Below are 15,196 nucleotides of genomic sequence, written 5' to 3' on the forward strand. Positions count from 1 at the left end.
GCTATCTCCAATTATTTAGTTGGACATTTGGCTACATCAGATAAATCAGCTGGCCAAGAAGTATTCGGGTTTAATCTCACCCATGCTACACCTGGTAAACCCGTTTTTACTTGATTGATAAAACATTTTAATAATTCAGGATCGAGTTGTGCTTTCACTCTAAACATCAATTTTTGGCGTTCATCTTTCGTTTCAACCGTTTTAGGGGTGAACTGTGCAACACTCGAAACAAACGAAATTTTAGCTGAAATGGCTTTGTCAGGTAAGGCATCTAAAATCAATCTAACCTCGTCACCAATGGCTACTTTGCCCGCTACAGTTTCGGGTAAAAAGAAGGTTAAATAAACGTCATACAAATTAACCAGATTTAGCACTTTACCACCAGAAGGCATCACTTCACCTAATTGAGCAATACGATATTGGATACGACCATCGACAGGTGCAACGAGTGTACTGTCATCAATATCGGCTTGGATTTGTCTGATATTGGCATCAGCAACATTAATAGCTGATTTAGCACTTTCCACGCCAGCTTGTGCAACTTCTATTGCGGCATCCGCTGCTGTCACTTGTGATTGAGCAGAATCTAATGCCGCTTTAGCGCTATTGAATTTAGCGGTATCATCATCAAATTGTTGAATGGATAAAGCCCCTTTTTGATAAAGGGTCGTAGTACGTTGAAGATGTTTTGAAGCGATATCTAAGTCACTTTCACGCTGAGTAACACCGGCTAAAGCCGCAATTTTATCACTCATTTTTAAAGAAACTTGTGCTTTAGCACTTGCCTCATTACTGATGGCTTGAAGGTATTGGGCTTGAGCTTCGTTCAATTTGGCTTGCAACGTATCCGTTTGCATTACAACGAGTGGTTGCCCTGCCTTAACAAAATCCCCTTCATTCACGTTAATTTTTTCAATTCGACCTGCTAATTTTGCAGAAATATTGATTTCGGTTGCCTCAATACGCCCATTTCCACTAGAAAAATCCGCACCATATCCATCCGTTTTTAGTTGCTGCCATGCAATAAAAATAATAGCAAGTATAACGACGGTGATAATAATCCATTTTTTGCTTATTTGTTTCATAACTCATGCCTTGTTCAAGATAATTAATTTATAATCAAGCTTAACGAAATATTGAATCGTTATATGCTATTTAGTAATGATCAAATAATAACAAATGTTTTTTACAAATAAAATCAGCATACAAAATAAACGCAAGAAATGTTAAAAAATTGAAAATCAGTGAATCTTTATCAATTGATCACACCAAATGAATGTTTTCTAGTCATAAGGATTATTAATAAATTAGCAATACAGATTAAAAACGGCGTGAAACATAAGCGTTAGTCATAGGCAAATCTTACAGTAAGTGATATGCTTATCATCTTATTAATGGATTTAATTTAATTAGCAATTTAAGGTGATTTTGTATGGCACTGCCCTCTTTTTTAACGCTTTATAGTGAACTGATATCAACCCCAACAATCAGCAATGTAACCAATGAAAAACTCGATTTTTCAAACAAACCTTTAATAGACAAATTAGCAAACTGGTTTGAAGAGTTAGGTTTCAAAATTGAAATACAGCCCGTACCGAATACTCGCGGTAAATTTAATTTATTAGCGACTTATTCAAATAATGAAAACCAGACACAAGGTGGATTACTGCTTAGTGGCCATACTGACACAGTGCCTTTTGATGAAGGACAATGGACTAAAGATCCTTTCAAATTAACGCAAGAAAACAACAAGTTATATGGATTAGGCACAGCAGACATGAAAGGTTTTTTTGCTTTTATACTTGATGCCTTACGTGATATTGATCTAACCAAACTAACTAAACCTATTTATGTTCTTGCTACCGCTGATGAAGAAACCACCATGGCTGGAGCATCATTTTTTGCTAAAACTACTCACTTACAACCCGATTGTACAATCATTGGTGAACCAACATCATTAATACCGATACGTGCGCACAAAGGCTTTATTTCCAACTCAATCAAAGTCATTGGTAAGTCTGGTCATTCAAGTGATCCAGACAAAGGAATAAATGCGATTGAAGTCATGAATTTAGCTATCGCACAATTGTTAAAACTGAAACAACAGTTTAAAGAACGGTATCATAATGACGGTTTTACTGTTCCCTATCCGACGCTTAATCTCGGGGTCATTCATGGGGGCGATGCAGCAAACCGTATTTGTGGTTGTTGCGAACTAATTATTGATATTCGTGTATTGCCAAACAACGATGTTAATTCGCTTTATCATGATCTCTGTCAGGCTTTACAACCGGTCATGGACAAATACCCTAACCGTATTTCGGTGGAATATGAAGTATCCCCAATTCCGGGTTATGAATGTAAAAAAGATCATCCTGCTTTACAGCAAGTTGAAAAATTAGTTGGTCAAACTGCGCAAACCGTAAACTACAGTACTGAAGCGCCTTATTTAAACCAAATTTCACCAACCATTGTATTAGGTCCTGGTTCTATTGAACAAGCACATCAACCTGATGAGTTTATTTCAATGGATTTTTTAAAACCGACTAAAATAGCTATCGAAAATTTGATTAAAGATTTTTGTTTATAAAAAATATCCTTTTCGCCGAAACAGTCGGCGAAAAGGATTAGATATTAAACGTTGAAAAATCACTCGCAATTTCCGTATTAGCAAATATGCTTCTTGCCTCATTAAGTAATTTATCATTATCTTTAAGGCTATATCTTGGGCTGATATGGGTCATGATAAGTTGCTTGGCATTGGCATATTTAGCAATCGTTGCAGCATGAACAGTGGTAGAATGCCCTCGTTCTAAGGCTTTTTCTTCCAAAGCATGCTCTTGAGTCGCCTCATGCACCATTAAATCAACATCTTTGGCTAGCACAATTGAGGCTTGACATGGGACAGTGTCACCAAAAATTGCCAATTTTCGACCTTGCCTTACCGATCCTAAATAATCATTACCATGAATAACACGGCCGTCTTCTAAGGTAACAGTTTTACCGGCTTTCAAAAGTGCATAGTGTGCGCCAATTTCGATATTATCTTGTTTTAATTTATCGATATCTAAACTAGCTGGTAAATCCTTTTCAATAATACGATAGCCAAAGCAAGGAACGCGATGCTGCAACAATGTTGCTTCGACTTTGAACTTTTCATCTTCGAAAACCGTACAGTCTTCTTCAAGCTCAATGATATTAAGTGGATAACTTAACCAAGAGTGACTAATTGCGATAACCGTTTCAATAAATTGCTTCACTCCTTTAGGTGCAATTAAGGTTAAAGCGGATTGATTTTGCATTAAAGAACGCGTGGTTAATACCCCTGGAAGCCCAAACAGATGATCACCATGTAAATGTGTTAAAAAAATCATTTCAAGTTTTGCAAGACTAAATTTAACTTTTTGCATTTGCATTTGAGTGGATTCACCACAATCAAACAACCACAATTTGCCTCGTTCTTGCAAAAGATCGAGCACAATACTACTCACATTACGCTCAGCTGTTGGGCAACCAGCACTGGTGCCTAAAAAAGTCAATTTCATAAAACTTAGATATTTTTACGCTCGATTGTTTGTTCACCCCAAAACAGTCTATCTGCTTTTGTTTTAGAAAAGGCAAGTGGCAATACTTCATCACTACCTTCTGACCAAATTTGTTCAGCAAGCTTTTCATCATTATGTGCTAACTCAAAAATGGCTTCTGCAATTTCTAGAGATGTTTCACGAATTTTTGCCCAAGAACGAAGGTCATGTATTTCTTTTTTGGTTTGATTCATTTTTATACCCCTTTTTTGCAAGATTAGGTGTAAAATACCCTCAATTTACATAAATTACAATAGGTGTATCACTTTATGCTAACGATAATTTCTCCTGCCAAGACCCTCGATTTTCAAAGTCCGCTTATCACGAACACACACACACTACCTAAATTTATTAAAGATTCTGAGATACTTATTAAAGAGTGTAAAAAATTATCCGCCGACGATTTAGCTAAATTGATGTCAATTAGTCCAAAATTGGCTGAAGTAAATTATGAACGATTTCAACATTGGTATAAAGAATTTAATCTTGAAAATGCCAGACAAGCAATTCTTGCTTTTAAAGGTGATGTGTATGAAGGGCTTCATGTCGACGATTTTTCAGAAGCAGATTTAAAATTTGCTCAATCTCATTTACGGATCTTATCCGGACTTTATGGTCTACTCAACCCCCTTGACCTTATTCAACCCTATCGTTTAGAAATGGGGATACGCCTAAAAAACGGTCATAACAATAATTTATATCAATTTTGGGGAGATAAATTAACCGACCAGTTAAATAATGAGTTTCATAAAACTGCAAATCCAACGTTAATCAATTTAGCCTCGAATGAGTATTTTAAAGCCATTAAACCAAAACAATTAAAAGCGACGATTATCCAACCTATTTTTTTAGATGAAAGTAAAGGTGAATTCAAGGTAATTAGTTTTTATGCCAAAAAAGCACGAGGATTAATGAGTCGTTACATTATCAAAAATAACCTCAATCAACCTGATGATATAAAAAGCTTTAACCTTGAAGGCTATCAATTTGATCCAAAACGATCGACGCAGTTAGAATGGTATTTTATTCGTAAACATCAATAAATAGTAATTATCATATGGCTTTTTTTTCGACGTTAGGACAACAATTTGTCGCAACATTACCGCTATTTATTCTTATTTTATTAGGCTATATAGCGGTTAAATTAGGTCGCTGGCAAAAAACGGTGACCGACAGTTTAACCAAATTCACCTTTTATATCGCTTTTCCGATTATGCTCTTTCAAATTATGAGCCATTTTTCCGAGCATTCTGAAATCGATATGAAACTATTATTCGTTTTCTTCGGTAGCTCATTTATTGTTTTTGCTTTAGGTTGCTTAATCGCCTATAAATGTTTTCACCTAAATGGTTCTGAAAGTACGATGTTTGCTATGGGGGGAATCTATACCAATACAGTGTTTGTTGGTATCCCAATCATAAAAATGCTACTAGGTGACAGTGCAATTCCAATTGTTGCGATTATTGTCATCTTTAATGCACTTATTTTATGGACGCTAGCAACCGTATCGATCGAATTTGTACAAATGGGAAAACTTTCCAGCAAAGGATTTATTAAAGCATTCAAAAATGTCACCAAAAACCCTATAATTCTAGGCATTTTTGCCGGTATTGCGGTTAATTATACGGGTATCGCATTACCTAAATTCATTCAACAATCCACAAAAATGGTCAGTGACATGACAGCACCTTTATCACTTATTGTATTAGGCATGGGGCTGGCCGAATATCAAATCAGGAACAAATTACACATTACCGCAACAATCTGTATGATAAAAATGGCAATACTACCTATTGTTACATTTGTGACAGGAAAACTGTTAGGATTACCCGTATTGGAATTACAAGTTATTGTATTATTAAGCTCAGTATCGATTGCGATTAACTGTTATATGATGGCAAGACAATTTGAGGTATTACAAGGCCCTATTGCATCAAGTTTACTCATATCAACAGCATTATCATCCATAACAACACCGTTGATATTATCCATTATGTTACAATTTGGCTTAACATAATGTTATTTAATTTATTTTGGGGAGTGGCGTTTTACTTTGTGATGAAGTATTAAAGCAAACACAATTACCGCACTTCCAATTGAAAATCGAATCCAGTCAATGGATTGATGCCAAACTACGACATTAACCAAGATGCCTGTTGGAATAACCACGTTATTCATAATCGCTAATGTCCCTGAGTCCACTTTAGTTGCGCCATAGTTCCATAAAAAATAACACAAACCAGAGGCAATCACACCAAGCCAAATAATGATACCCCACTGTAAGTTGGTTGTAGGTAATTTTGAATAATCACCAAACAATAACCAGCCAAGACTAGCAACAAGCACAGCCCCTAAATAGACCCATGCAAAAGCTTGATGTTGGGGCAATGGATAAAGTTCCATAATTCGTTTATACCCAACCTGCCCTAAAGCAAACACAACATTTGCGCCCTGAATTAATAAAAATCCAATAATAAAATCACGACTGATATGATCATAGCGAATAATAGCTGCACCAATAACGGCAATAATAGCCGTTAACAGATAACTATATCGAAGACGATGACCTTGCAATATGTCATAAATAATCGTGACATAAATAGGCGTTGATATGGTAAAAAGAAGGACTTCAGGTACTGAAATATACTGAAAGGAATTATAATAAAAAAAGTACATAATCCCCAATTGACAGGCTCCAACGCCCATTAACAGAATCATCTGTTTAAAGCGGATACCACGAAATCGAAAAAAAGGAATAAAAGTAATAAAAGCTAACAAAACACGCATCACAACAGCAAACCAAGAGTCAACTTGTCCACTGAGATAAACAGCAATAAGACTGAATGAAAATGACCAAACAATCGTGACAAAAATAAGATAAAACATAAATTACAAATAACAAATTAATTTTAAATTGCACGCATCGTACCAATTCATCATTAACTTGTAAACGATTTATTACAATAATTGGTGACAAATAACGTTTATGATCTTAATTATTTAATCATTCTACACGACCACATTACTTGATAACCTGTATACAAATAATTAGTACCCTTCATCGAATACTGCCGTAGCAAAATCCATTCCACAAGTAAAAAGTCTAATGGAAAATAAAATTTTGAATTTTACACCCAATAATCGTAGATATATTGAACTTAATTCAGATATTAAAGGAACATAAACATGATTAAATTCAAATTATCCTGTAATGACTCAAGATGTTTCTAAATTGTTGTACAAAAATTTTTCAATATAAAGAATAGTGATTAAACAAAGAAAGGTTTGTTACCCTATTCCGCTATAAAGATACAGTCCGGTGACAGTTGAAGGCAAAATTCAATCTATCCAAGAAGATTATAAATGGATGACACTATGAAATTATTAAAGATTGTAATCATAATATTACTAGTAATTAAATTTTTACCAAAATTCTTATTTGTCAGGATGATCCTACCGTTTTTATGGTGTTGAAGAAACCGAACGGTTATTATATTTATCCTCTCCGTTATACTTATCTTGAAGCAAATTACCATAAAGGGTTACCGATTGGAATTTGGAAATTTTATAAATTAGATTACCAAGAGAAGCCAGATGGATCTGCTGATCTATCTTCTGCTAAAAAAGGCAAACTTTTGTACACAGAAACCTATAAAGACGGTGAGCTTGTCGAACGCAAATTTGTGGATAAAGAAATCGATGAATTGAATTAAAGATTGTGTAGTAAACAAACGATTATTATGCTTATCACCCTCATAAATATTAACGGTGGTAAGTTAACAATAAATAAAAAAATAAACATAACAACTTAATATTTTTAGTTGTTATACTGTTGTCAATATAGGAAAGAAACACCCTGATGCTAGAAATAATGTAGGAGTTCTTTGGGGAAAAAATCAAACGAAATATAAAGTTTTAATCAAGCTTGATTATATTCCACCCTAAAGATGCAAAAAGTATTTACGGCAATATGGACTTAGTAACATAGCAACTTGCTCAAGGGTTGGAAATCAACATTAATAAAAATTTTTAAGAATAAAATGAAAAAATTACTAATAGTGTCTATTTTTTTTGTTGGCATTTTGGCATGTGTTCAACGCATTGAAGAAAAAAAGATTTCCGAAGTTACCCCGTCACATTCAGTACGAATTAAAGAATCCAATACTCCGGAGGGTTTTCTACGATATGAATATTATATCAATGGCAATAAAGCAGCGGATTATATAAAAACTTACTATACTAAAGGCGGTCAATTAGAATCTGTGTATTATATGTCATCATATCAACGAGACGGCATTTCTTCTCAAGGATTTTACCCAAATGGAAAACTAAAATTCATCCGCTATGTAAGAGATGAAGTTAAAAAAGGAGATGTATTATATGTTATTTATTATCCTAATGGACAAATAAATCTTATAGAAACAATAGTTACTGACTCTTTAGAATTACCCAAACTCACTACTATGTACTTTGAAAATGGCGTTAAGCTAGGTGAAGGGTTTATGGATATGTATAATGCTACCACAATACCTGTAGGATTATGGAAAACATACGATGAAAAAGGCGATTTAATCGAAACCACCTATTATCATCCCGATGAATTCGGCAAAGACTATAAAATCGTAACTCAATATAAGAATGGAAAAGTTGTTTCAAAGAAAATTTACAATTTTGATGATTTATATGAGACTGAGTTAAAAGAGCTTTTAACCATACCGAAATAATAAATAATTGAAAAATAGAAAATTTTGATTGAAATAAAAATGCGACTATTTACCAAATTACTTTTGAATATGGATTCAGATCTAACTATGCGACAAGTTTGGCAGAGTTTGCTGGTGTAAGCTCAGGTGTTCAAAATCATTATGATCATGAACATTGAGGATTTAATATAGATTTTATACATACTACTATTCAATTAGGAAAATAATGAAAACGATAGCTATACTTTTACTCATTAGCTTTTTGACTTCTTGTGGTTATGCGGATAAAGAGGAAAAAACAAACATAAACTATAGCAAAGTCATTGCGTTAGACCATGATCCTGTTTTAATTCAGTTAGGCAATAAAAAATTAACATTAAAAGGATTAAACCAAGAAGATTTTTCACTGGTACAAAAAGGGAAGACGCTTTTTATCATTAAAAAGCTGTATCTGGGTATAGATGATCTGCAAATTGAATTTATAGATAATAAGGATCAAGATTTTCTATTAACTGGTGAAATAGAATATGGGGTTTCTCAAGACTTAATTGATGGTATACGAACTGTTGAATTTTTACCATTTTCTTTTAAAGAAGATATACAGTTGCATAACAATAAAGGGAAATTTATTTTATTAACTGCGATTAAAACCACATCACAGCTAGAAGCCATTTGCCAAGAAAAATATTTTGATGAGATCCGAAAAGAGTCTTATTTGGTTCAAAAACAGTTCTATCAGAATGAAATAATCGATAACCCAGAAAAATATAAGGATTGTTGCCCTGAGTATATTGAATATGCAACACAATTCTTATCTAAAAAAGAGCGTGATTTTCACTCATTACAAAGCCTGTTTGTTGAATTTACCTATAAAAAAATAACGTTAAACATAGGTAATGGCTATCATATCGTCTTTTATAATATCAATAATTTTGTTCCTGATTAAAAATGAGTGATTATGCGGATTGTATTAGTTTAACTAAATAACAAAAAAGAGATAAAATACAAACCGCATATAATAATCATTTATCTATTTCTAACTTTCGAGAAATCTCTAATATCTATGTACGCAAAAAAGGCAAACTTTTGTACACAGAAACCTATAAAAACGGTGAGCTTGTCGAACGCAAATTTGTGGATAAAGAAATTGATGAATTGAAGTAACGAGAGTGTATGAAACAACCGGTGATTTTACTTATCACCTTTTTAGTAAGAACGGTGGTAAGCAAACCGATATAAATGAGTAAATTAAAAAAAATAATCATTTAAAACTAATCTTTATTGATTGATAAATTTGATATTAAAAGATGTAAAAAGAAAAATACACTTTCTTGCTCAACTCTATTTGGAAAAAACCAATTTAGAAGTACCTATGAAGATCAAACAAAACTCCTACTAATTATAAAGATGAGTAGATTTTTCCGAGGATTTATTTCATTCGTTTAACTCAGCAGGATAAGTATTCTACAATTTATATAAAACAAACATTAAAGGTGATGGATAAAGGTTTAACAGATTTAGATGTTGAATCTGTTACTAAACAAATTAATGGTGGACTTAATAATATTGAATAAAGAAAAAAATACCAAATGGATCGAAGAATTTATAAAATATGATAAACAATGTTCTAATCGATAAGATAGATAACGTGATGAAAAATAAAATAAGTTACTTTTTTATTATAGTATTGCTATGTAGTTGTAGTAATAAACAATTAAATCAAGAAAATGTGGAAGTTAGTTTCTTTAATGAAAAAAAGAATATACATGAAACGGCTAAAACAATGTCACCCATTATAGAAGATGATGATTCCGAAAATACTTATGTTTTGGATACTTTTGATATTTTTTCTCATAAAATAATTTTGCAATCCGACGTTTTTTTAAATTACCAAAATAGCTATGAAAGAGTTTTTGAAATCTCTTTGATAAATAAATTGGATTATGTCATTATCGAAATACAAAACACAATAGGCGTAAGCGCTTATCAATTATTTATTCGAGAAAGAAATAACAAATTAGAAATCTTCAAACAAACTGGTCGGGATCGTATCCTTTTTACATTTGAAATAGCAAAAAATGATTATGATTCTGCAAATGCAAGCTTGATCTGCTTAAGTCAAAAAATAAATCCAATAAATGGCATCATAAAAATCCCTGATGATTTACATTTTACCAATGAAAATACAAAAGACTGCTTTGCCTGCCCACGACAATATTCTTTTGAAGAGTGTTTACAAAAAAAACAATCGGGTGAAAAATTTGTTTGGAAAGAATAAGAGGAAAGAGATATCACATATTTCTAATCCATGTAATGAATTAAATGAGAAACACATCATCAAAACAACCACAAGAATGTTTACTGGATAATGTTGTTCTTATTCATTGCTATGCTTTTAAGTCTGAAAATATTTTACTTAAAAGCTAAACTAGCAAAAAAATAATAGTCACGTTTTCTTTTTGGCATAGTCTAATACTTTTTGAAAAACGCCTTTATATTTTGAACTTGAAGGAAGATTTCTTTTGAAAGTTCTGTTCCGTTTAGTTTTGCGTTGGCATATTTTACAGCATTATCAATATAACTTTTCGCTGTTTTATCCGTTACTCCTCCCTAACAACATAAATTTTCTGCTTACTATTTCTTTACTGGGTAATAATCTAGTCCTTTTATATTATTATTTTTTAAAAGTTGATATAGCTTTTGCGATACAAAGACTTCTTTATAATTGGCATGACCGGAACCAAAATTTTCTTGAGATACAAAAAAATCAAAATTTCCAGGATGATTTTCAAAAGACGGAAAAAATCCTTTATTGTTTAAATGAAACCTAGTCATTTCCCACTCTGGGATATGTGTTTTCTCATCTATATTATTATCATTTATATTTAATTTAGATGAGGATATTCCTTGTGGTAACAATTGAACTACTGTAACTAGAGGTTTTTTATTACCATACCCAATTACACTTTTGCTTTGTATATTTAGTGGTTTAAATATATTTTCATAAATTGAAGGTGTAGTAAAAAATATATCTTCAAGCCAATATATTGTTCCTATACCTTTTTTATTCCATTTAGGTTCGCTTAATAATGAGATACTTCCAATTTGCTTTCCTCTAATAATTCCAAAATTTTCACTTCTTTTTGTTATTTCAAATACGTTCTTTAAATAAGGAAAAACATTAAAAGGAAATTTTTCCAATTCATCATTTCCATCTAAGTCTTCTGGTTGAGGATATCCCAATATTTTACTAGACTCAATTGATAAATAATCGGCATTAATTCTTTCGTTTTCTGAAAATTCTGTTTTGACAACAGAAACATAGTTTTTATAGTTGCTTCCGAATATGGATTGAAGTTGCTCGTTCATTTCGTCATTTTCATAGAATATAAAAGCATCACATCCCACATCGACATAAATATTTATATTTTTTAATTTAGAAACTTCTCTTAAGGAAAAATTTTTAAAAAATCGATATTTTATTTTCATATTGATTAAATCTATTTATTAATTTTTTATACTTTTTCTATTATCCTTTCATAGGATAATAATTTAAACCTTTAATATTGTTAATTTTTAATATGTTATAAAGTTTTTTTGAAATTATTGTATTTCTTTGAGTTAATCCTCCTGTACCAAAATACTCATGCGTATAAAAAAAATCAAATTCACCGGGTGAAGAATCAAAAGATGGATAATAAGAATCATTTCTTAATACATATTTATCAATATCCCAATTTACAATATGTGTTTTTTCTTTGATTTGAGTTTTATTAATAATTAAATGAGATTTACTAATCCCTTGTTGAACTATTTGTACAACATTTTCTAATTTTGTTTGAGTTTTATAATTGATAACTGGCAAAGATTTAATATTTAAAGGTCTAAATATTTTTTCAAAAAGTTCGGGTTTTACAAAAAAAGCATCTTCAATGTTGTTTGCCGATGCAATTTCATTTCCTCTCCAATTAGGTTCATTTTCTAAAGAATAATAGCCGATTTGATTTCCTCTTAATATTCCAAATTGTTTGTCAGTATTAATTATTTTAAAGACACCATTGTAATAAGGGTATATATCAAATGGATATTCGTATTCATCTACAATAGATTCGTCATCTGGTTTTGCATATCCCAACATTTTATTTGCATATATATTTAAATACGGGGCTAATGATCTATCTTTTTCTGAAAAATAACCTTTCTTTTGAGCAACATTATCCCAATCCTTATTCAACATATTTTTTATTGGTTCAAAATTTTGATTATTTTCCTCGATTTCAAATGAATCCCACCCTTCTCCTACATTAATTCATAATTTTTCTAATTTACTTTGTTCTTCTTTATTAAAATTTTTAACAATTCTATATTTTATCTTCATAGTTCTAAACTTTTTAATTTTCTGGTTAATTTTTATATAATTCTCTTGCGAAATTTCCAACTTTTTTAAATGATGGCTTAATAATACCATAAGGAAATTTCTTCCTCCATGCACTAGTGAATGTTTGGTGTTCTTCTTTTGTTGATAGAATAGAAAGCATTTATCTATTTTTTAGGAGGTTTAAAGATATTTGCAAATCTTTTTTCAAAAAGAAAGTAATATTGACGCTTTAAAAATAGCGCTTGATTATTATCATTGGGAATTAAAACACTATCAATTTGAAAAAAGACCAGTTTGGCAGGAGTATCAAGCCATTGCCGATAAAAAAGCCCCTAAAAAAGTGAAAGTTGTTTATATAGAAAACTTTCCAGGTATTTTACCAAGGGATGAAAAAAATATGTTCATATTTTATCTAACTCAATTAGATAATAAATGGTATTTAACAATTCTAGATTTTTATACTATGGATTGCAGTGCGTAAAATGCGGGATAATAAAAAAATGTATTCACAAAAATTGTTATTATTCAGAGTAATTGATTGATTAAGAATCCACATTAAATGAAAAATAAACAATTCAATATTACCTGAAATAAGGTATACTCTTGCCATAAGATGTGATAAACGCAACGAAAAGATTGATGAAATATTTATTATATATAACATTACTTATTTTTAGCCTTTCCTGTGTGGGTACAACTATAAAACCAGTCCCTATTGCGAATAAACTAAAAATTACCGATCAAATAGAATTAATCTTCTTAACTTATAATGAAGAATTCAATCTTTATTCAGATCCAAGATTAATTAAAAATGGGGTTACATCTAAAATCAAAGGATATGATGATGATGACCAATATACCGGTATTGACTCAATAAATATTAAAATATCTGAAAATAAACATTATGTTAAAATGGATGCGATTATCAAAGGTTATGTTGAAATATCAGACAATGAGCGATGGCTACACGAAAACTATCAATGTGTCATTATCGATATCAAAAAATCAAAAGTTGTCTGGTCTGGGGTGCAAAAGTGTGACGGAGAGTGGAAAGGTAATCAATGGATAAGTCATGAACAAGTCGAATTTAATGGCAAATAAAGTTTAAGTTTGAAAGAAGATAACCAGCTAAAAAACATGGAAAATTTAAAAGATGAGTAATGCTAAAAAAAATTTATATTCACTAGTCGCAATAGTATTCATTTCATGTTCATGTAATTCAAGTTTGGCTGACGAAAATAAACACGATTTTAGTCAAACTTTATCCACTGACAATGCCTTATGTCAAAAACCGATAAAAGAATACTTTCCAAATGGAACATTAAAATTATCAGGTTGCCAAGGGATTTACAATGGAACAGGAATTCAAGTTGGATTATGGAGCAAATATAATCAAAAAGGCGAATTGATCGAAACGACGTATTACCACCCCGACGAGTTTGGAAAAGACTATAAAATTATTACGCAATATGAAAAAAATAAAATCATCTCGAAAAAAATATACAACTTTGATGATTTATACGAAGTTGAGTTAAAAGAACTTTCAACTATACCTAAATAATAATTCAATGCTTGGATATTAATCCAATCAATAGATTAATCTTAATATAAAAGCATGATAAAAAATAACAATGTAGATTGGAAATAATGAATAAAATTTTAATACTAATAACAAGCCTATTAATAACCTTCTCGTGCCAAGCACAAGATGAGATAACCAATATGACTAAGTCATGTCATGATTTAAAATTTCGAAATCTCATTTATTACCAAATGTGTTTAGATTGGCATTTAAGTGCAGACGATATTCTAGAGATTACGCAAAATAAGCACGAAGAATATTTACCCGATGATATTAATTTTGAACATTATTATGGTTTTACCCCTGATGGTATCTATATTAAAGCTGAATTAACCAAAAATAATAAACTTTATGATATCCTGTTAGGTTCGCAATCATGGTTTTTACTTACCGATAAGCACACTGAACAATCACAACTATATTCTTACCGAAATCCTAAACATTCCCGATACTTTCTAGGGGACTTTGTCACCGAAGCATTAGTCGAACAACATCCTGAGTTAGAAGAACGATACAAACAACATTATCAATCAGCAATTAATACTATTTTGCAATATCAACCAACGACCTTAAAAGATTTTAATGGTCATTATAGTTCGACTTATTTAACACTCACTATTCATGATAATAAGATCAAACTTAATACGCTTGAATACGATTTACCGTTATACCTAAAAAACGACGTCAGTCTTTGCGCCTATCAAGGATTAGCAAAAGAACAAACCCAAGGCAATTTTATCTTTAACCTGTTTATTAAGGATAAAAGATATTATTTTCAATCACCTAACTTTATGGATAATAAGATCATTGAAGTTCATAATTATCCTACAGCCCTTATAGACTCACTTCAAAACTATTAGGATCCTCAAAAGGTTTAAACTATGGCATAATGTGCATTAAATCACATTTTTTAACTTTAACTTATAAGGTATTAAAAGCATCAAGTTAA

The 15,196-nt window shown here is 31.3% G+C and carries 17 protein-coding genes; 11 read left to right on the forward strand and 6 right to left on the reverse strand.

The annotated features are described in order from the left end of the window. Positions 1 to 11: 11 nt before the first annotated feature. Positions 12 to 1,085 carry an HlyD family secretion protein gene (locus ACGH46_RS05250; protein ID WP_411604549.1) on the reverse strand — a complete coding sequence of 358 codons (1,074 nt, stop codon included), beginning with the start codon at positions 1,083 to 1,085 and terminating at the stop codon, positions 12 to 14. Positions 1,086 to 1,432: 347 nt separating this feature from the next. Here ACGH46_RS05250 and argE point away from each other — a divergent pair, with 347 nt between their 5' ends. Next, positions 1,433 to 2,590 (forward strand): acetylornithine deacetylase, encoded by a 1,158-nt coding sequence (argE, locus tag ACGH46_RS05255; protein ID WP_411604552.1) that lies wholly within the window; start codon positions 1,433 to 1,435, stop codon positions 2,588 to 2,590. 37 nt (positions 2,591 to 2,627) lie between these two features. On the opposite strand, the gene rnz is transcribed toward argE, so the two are convergent. Both rnz and ACGH46_RS05265 read right to left on the reverse strand, forming a co-directional pair. Continuing rightward, a complete protein-coding gene (gene rnz / locus ACGH46_RS05260) occupies positions 2,628 to 3,545 on the reverse strand; it encodes a ribonuclease Z (protein ID WP_411604555.1) in 918 nt (305 codons plus the stop codon). 5 nt (positions 3,546 to 3,550) lie between these two features. Then, complete coding sequence (locus ACGH46_RS05265) at positions 3,551 to 3,778, reverse strand: YccJ family protein (RefSeq protein WP_220217224.1); 228 nt, start codon at positions 3,776 to 3,778, stop codon at positions 3,551 to 3,553. A gap of 75 nt (positions 3,779 to 3,853) precedes the next feature. Here ACGH46_RS05265 and yaaA point away from each other — a divergent pair, with 75 nt between their 5' ends. Then, entirely contained in the window at positions 3,854 to 4,627 is a 774-nt protein-coding gene (yaaA, locus tag ACGH46_RS05270) for a peroxide stress protein YaaA (RefSeq protein WP_411598598.1), read from the forward strand. A gap of 14 nt (positions 4,628 to 4,641) precedes the next feature. Further along, positions 4,642 to 5,601, forward strand: a complete 960-nt coding sequence (locus tag ACGH46_RS05275) for an AEC family transporter (protein WP_411598599.1) — start codon at positions 4,642 to 4,644, stop codon at positions 5,599 to 5,601. 11 nt (positions 5,602 to 5,612) lie between these two features. Here the strand turns inward: ACGH46_RS05275 and ACGH46_RS05280 are convergent, their stop codons facing one another. After that, the gene (locus ACGH46_RS05280; protein WP_411596636.1) at positions 5,613 to 6,470 is read right to left on the reverse strand and encodes a carboxylate/amino acid/amine transporter; all 858 of its coding nucleotides are present in this window, start codon (positions 6,468 to 6,470) and stop codon (positions 5,613 to 5,615) included. 578 nt (positions 6,471 to 7,048) lie between these two features. On the opposite strand from ACGH46_RS05280, the gene ACGH46_RS05285 reads away from it, so the two are divergent. The 4 genes from ACGH46_RS05285 (at position 7,049) to ACGH46_RS05300 (ending at position 10,565) form a co-directional block, all read left to right on the forward strand. Then, positions 7,049 to 7,297: a hypothetical protein gene (locus ACGH46_RS05285; protein WP_411604557.1), complete on the forward strand. Its 249-nt coding sequence runs from the start codon at positions 7,049 to 7,051 to the stop codon at positions 7,295 to 7,297. 327 nt (positions 7,298 to 7,624) lie between these two features. Next, positions 7,625 to 8,308, forward strand: coding sequence for a toxin-antitoxin system YwqK family antitoxin (locus tag ACGH46_RS05290; protein ID WP_411604560.1), 684 nt, complete (start codon positions 7,625 to 7,627; stop codon positions 8,306 to 8,308). Between the two features lie 205 nt (positions 8,309 to 8,513). Then, on the forward strand, positions 8,514 to 9,233 hold the full coding sequence (locus tag ACGH46_RS05295; RefSeq protein WP_411604563.1) for a hypothetical protein: 720 nt from the start codon (positions 8,514 to 8,516) through the stop codon (positions 9,231 to 9,233). Positions 9,234 to 9,938: 705 nt separating this feature from the next. Then, a complete protein-coding gene (locus tag ACGH46_RS05300) occupies positions 9,939 to 10,565 on the forward strand; it encodes a hypothetical protein (protein ID WP_411604565.1) in 627 nt (208 codons plus the stop codon). Positions 10,566 to 10,921: 356 nt separating this feature from the next. Here the strand turns inward: ACGH46_RS05300 and ACGH46_RS05305 are convergent, their stop codons facing one another. After that, positions 10,922 to 11,776 (reverse strand): hypothetical protein, encoded by an 855-nt coding sequence (locus tag ACGH46_RS05305; protein WP_411604568.1) that lies wholly within the window; start codon positions 11,774 to 11,776, stop codon positions 10,922 to 10,924. A gap of 40 nt (positions 11,777 to 11,816) precedes the next feature. After that, positions 11,817 to 12,524, reverse strand: coding sequence for a hypothetical protein (locus tag ACGH46_RS05310; RefSeq protein WP_411604570.1), 708 nt, complete (start codon positions 12,522 to 12,524; stop codon positions 11,817 to 11,819). 331 nt (positions 12,525 to 12,855) lie between these two features. On the opposite strand from ACGH46_RS05310, the gene ACGH46_RS05315 reads away from it, so the two are divergent. The 4 genes from ACGH46_RS05315 (at position 12,856) to ACGH46_RS05330 (ending at position 15,107) form a co-directional block, all read left to right on the forward strand. Beyond that, a complete protein-coding gene (locus tag ACGH46_RS05315) occupies positions 12,856 to 13,146 on the forward strand; it encodes a hypothetical protein (protein ID WP_411589789.1) in 291 nt (96 codons plus the stop codon). A 158-nt stretch (positions 13,147 to 13,304) separates the two neighbouring features. Beyond that, positions 13,305 to 13,766, forward strand: coding sequence for a hypothetical protein (locus ACGH46_RS05320; protein ID WP_411604573.1), 462 nt, complete (start codon positions 13,305 to 13,307; stop codon positions 13,764 to 13,766). A gap of 52 nt (positions 13,767 to 13,818) precedes the next feature. Beyond that, positions 13,819 to 14,226 (forward strand): hypothetical protein, encoded by a 408-nt coding sequence (locus tag ACGH46_RS05325; protein WP_411604575.1) that lies wholly within the window; start codon positions 13,819 to 13,821, stop codon positions 14,224 to 14,226. 161 nt (positions 14,227 to 14,387) lie between these two features. Beyond that, entirely contained in the window at positions 14,388 to 15,107 is a 720-nt protein-coding gene (locus ACGH46_RS05330; RefSeq protein WP_411604578.1) for a hypothetical protein, read from the forward strand. The last annotated feature ends 89 nt before the right edge of the window (positions 15,108 to 15,196 follow it).

Source organism: Gilliamella sp. CG22, from assembly GCF_046635725.1.
Classification (GTDB): Bacteria; Pseudomonadota; Gammaproteobacteria; order Enterobacterales; family Orbaceae; genus Gilliamella; species Gilliamella apicola_I.

Excerpts from the sequence above, each read along its gene's own strand:
- ACGH46_RS05325 (WP_411604575.1), top strand. The coding sequence starts at position 13,819 with ATGAGTAATGCTAAAAAAAATTTATATTCACTAGTCGCAATAGTATTC.
- ACGH46_RS05275 (WP_411598599.1), top strand. The coding sequence starts at position 4,642 with ATGGCTTTTTTTTCGACGTTAGGACAACAATTTGTCGCAACATTACCG.
- ACGH46_RS05305 (WP_411604568.1), bottom strand. The coding sequence starts at position 11,776 with ATGAAAATAAAATATCGATTTTTTAAAAATTTTTCCTTAAGAGAAGTT.
- ACGH46_RS05290 (WP_411604560.1), top strand. The coding sequence starts at position 7,625 with ATGAAAAAATTACTAATAGTGTCTATTTTTTTTGTTGGCATTTTGGCA.
- yaaA (WP_411598598.1), top strand. The coding sequence starts at position 3,854 with ATGCTAACGATAATTTCTCCTGCCAAGACCCTCGATTTTCAAAGTCCG.
- argE (WP_411604552.1), top strand. The coding sequence starts at position 1,433 with ATGGCACTGCCCTCTTTTTTAACGCTTTATAGTGAACTGATATCAACC.
- ACGH46_RS05320 (WP_411604573.1), top strand. The coding sequence starts at position 13,305 with ATGAAATATTTATTATATATAACATTACTTATTTTTAGCCTTTCCTGT.
- ACGH46_RS05265 (WP_220217224.1), bottom strand. The coding sequence starts at position 3,778 with ATGAATCAAACCAAAAAAGAAATACATGACCTTCGTTCTTGGGCAAAA.
- ACGH46_RS05250 (WP_411604549.1), bottom strand. The coding sequence starts at position 1,085 with ATGAAACAAATAAGCAAAAAATGGATTATTATCACCGTCGTTATACTT.
- rnz (WP_411604555.1), bottom strand. The coding sequence starts at position 3,545 with ATGAAATTGACTTTTTTAGGCACCAGTGCTGGTTGCCCAACAGCTGAG.
- ACGH46_RS05310 (WP_411604570.1), bottom strand. The coding sequence starts at position 12,524 with ATGTTGAATAAGGATTGGGATAATGTTGCTCAAAAGAAAGGTTATTTT.
- ACGH46_RS05285 (WP_411604557.1), top strand. The coding sequence starts at position 7,049 with ATGGTGTTGAAGAAACCGAACGGTTATTATATTTATCCTCTCCGTTAT.
- ACGH46_RS05330 (WP_411604578.1), top strand. The coding sequence starts at position 14,388 with ATGACTAAGTCATGTCATGATTTAAAATTTCGAAATCTCATTTATTAC.
- ACGH46_RS05300 (WP_411604565.1), top strand. The coding sequence starts at position 9,939 with ATGAAAAATAAAATAAGTTACTTTTTTATTATAGTATTGCTATGTAGT.
- ACGH46_RS05295 (WP_411604563.1), top strand. The coding sequence starts at position 8,514 with ATGAAAACGATAGCTATACTTTTACTCATTAGCTTTTTGACTTCTTGT.
- ACGH46_RS05280 (WP_411596636.1), bottom strand. The coding sequence starts at position 6,470 with ATGTTTTATCTTATTTTTGTCACGATTGTTTGGTCATTTTCATTCAGT.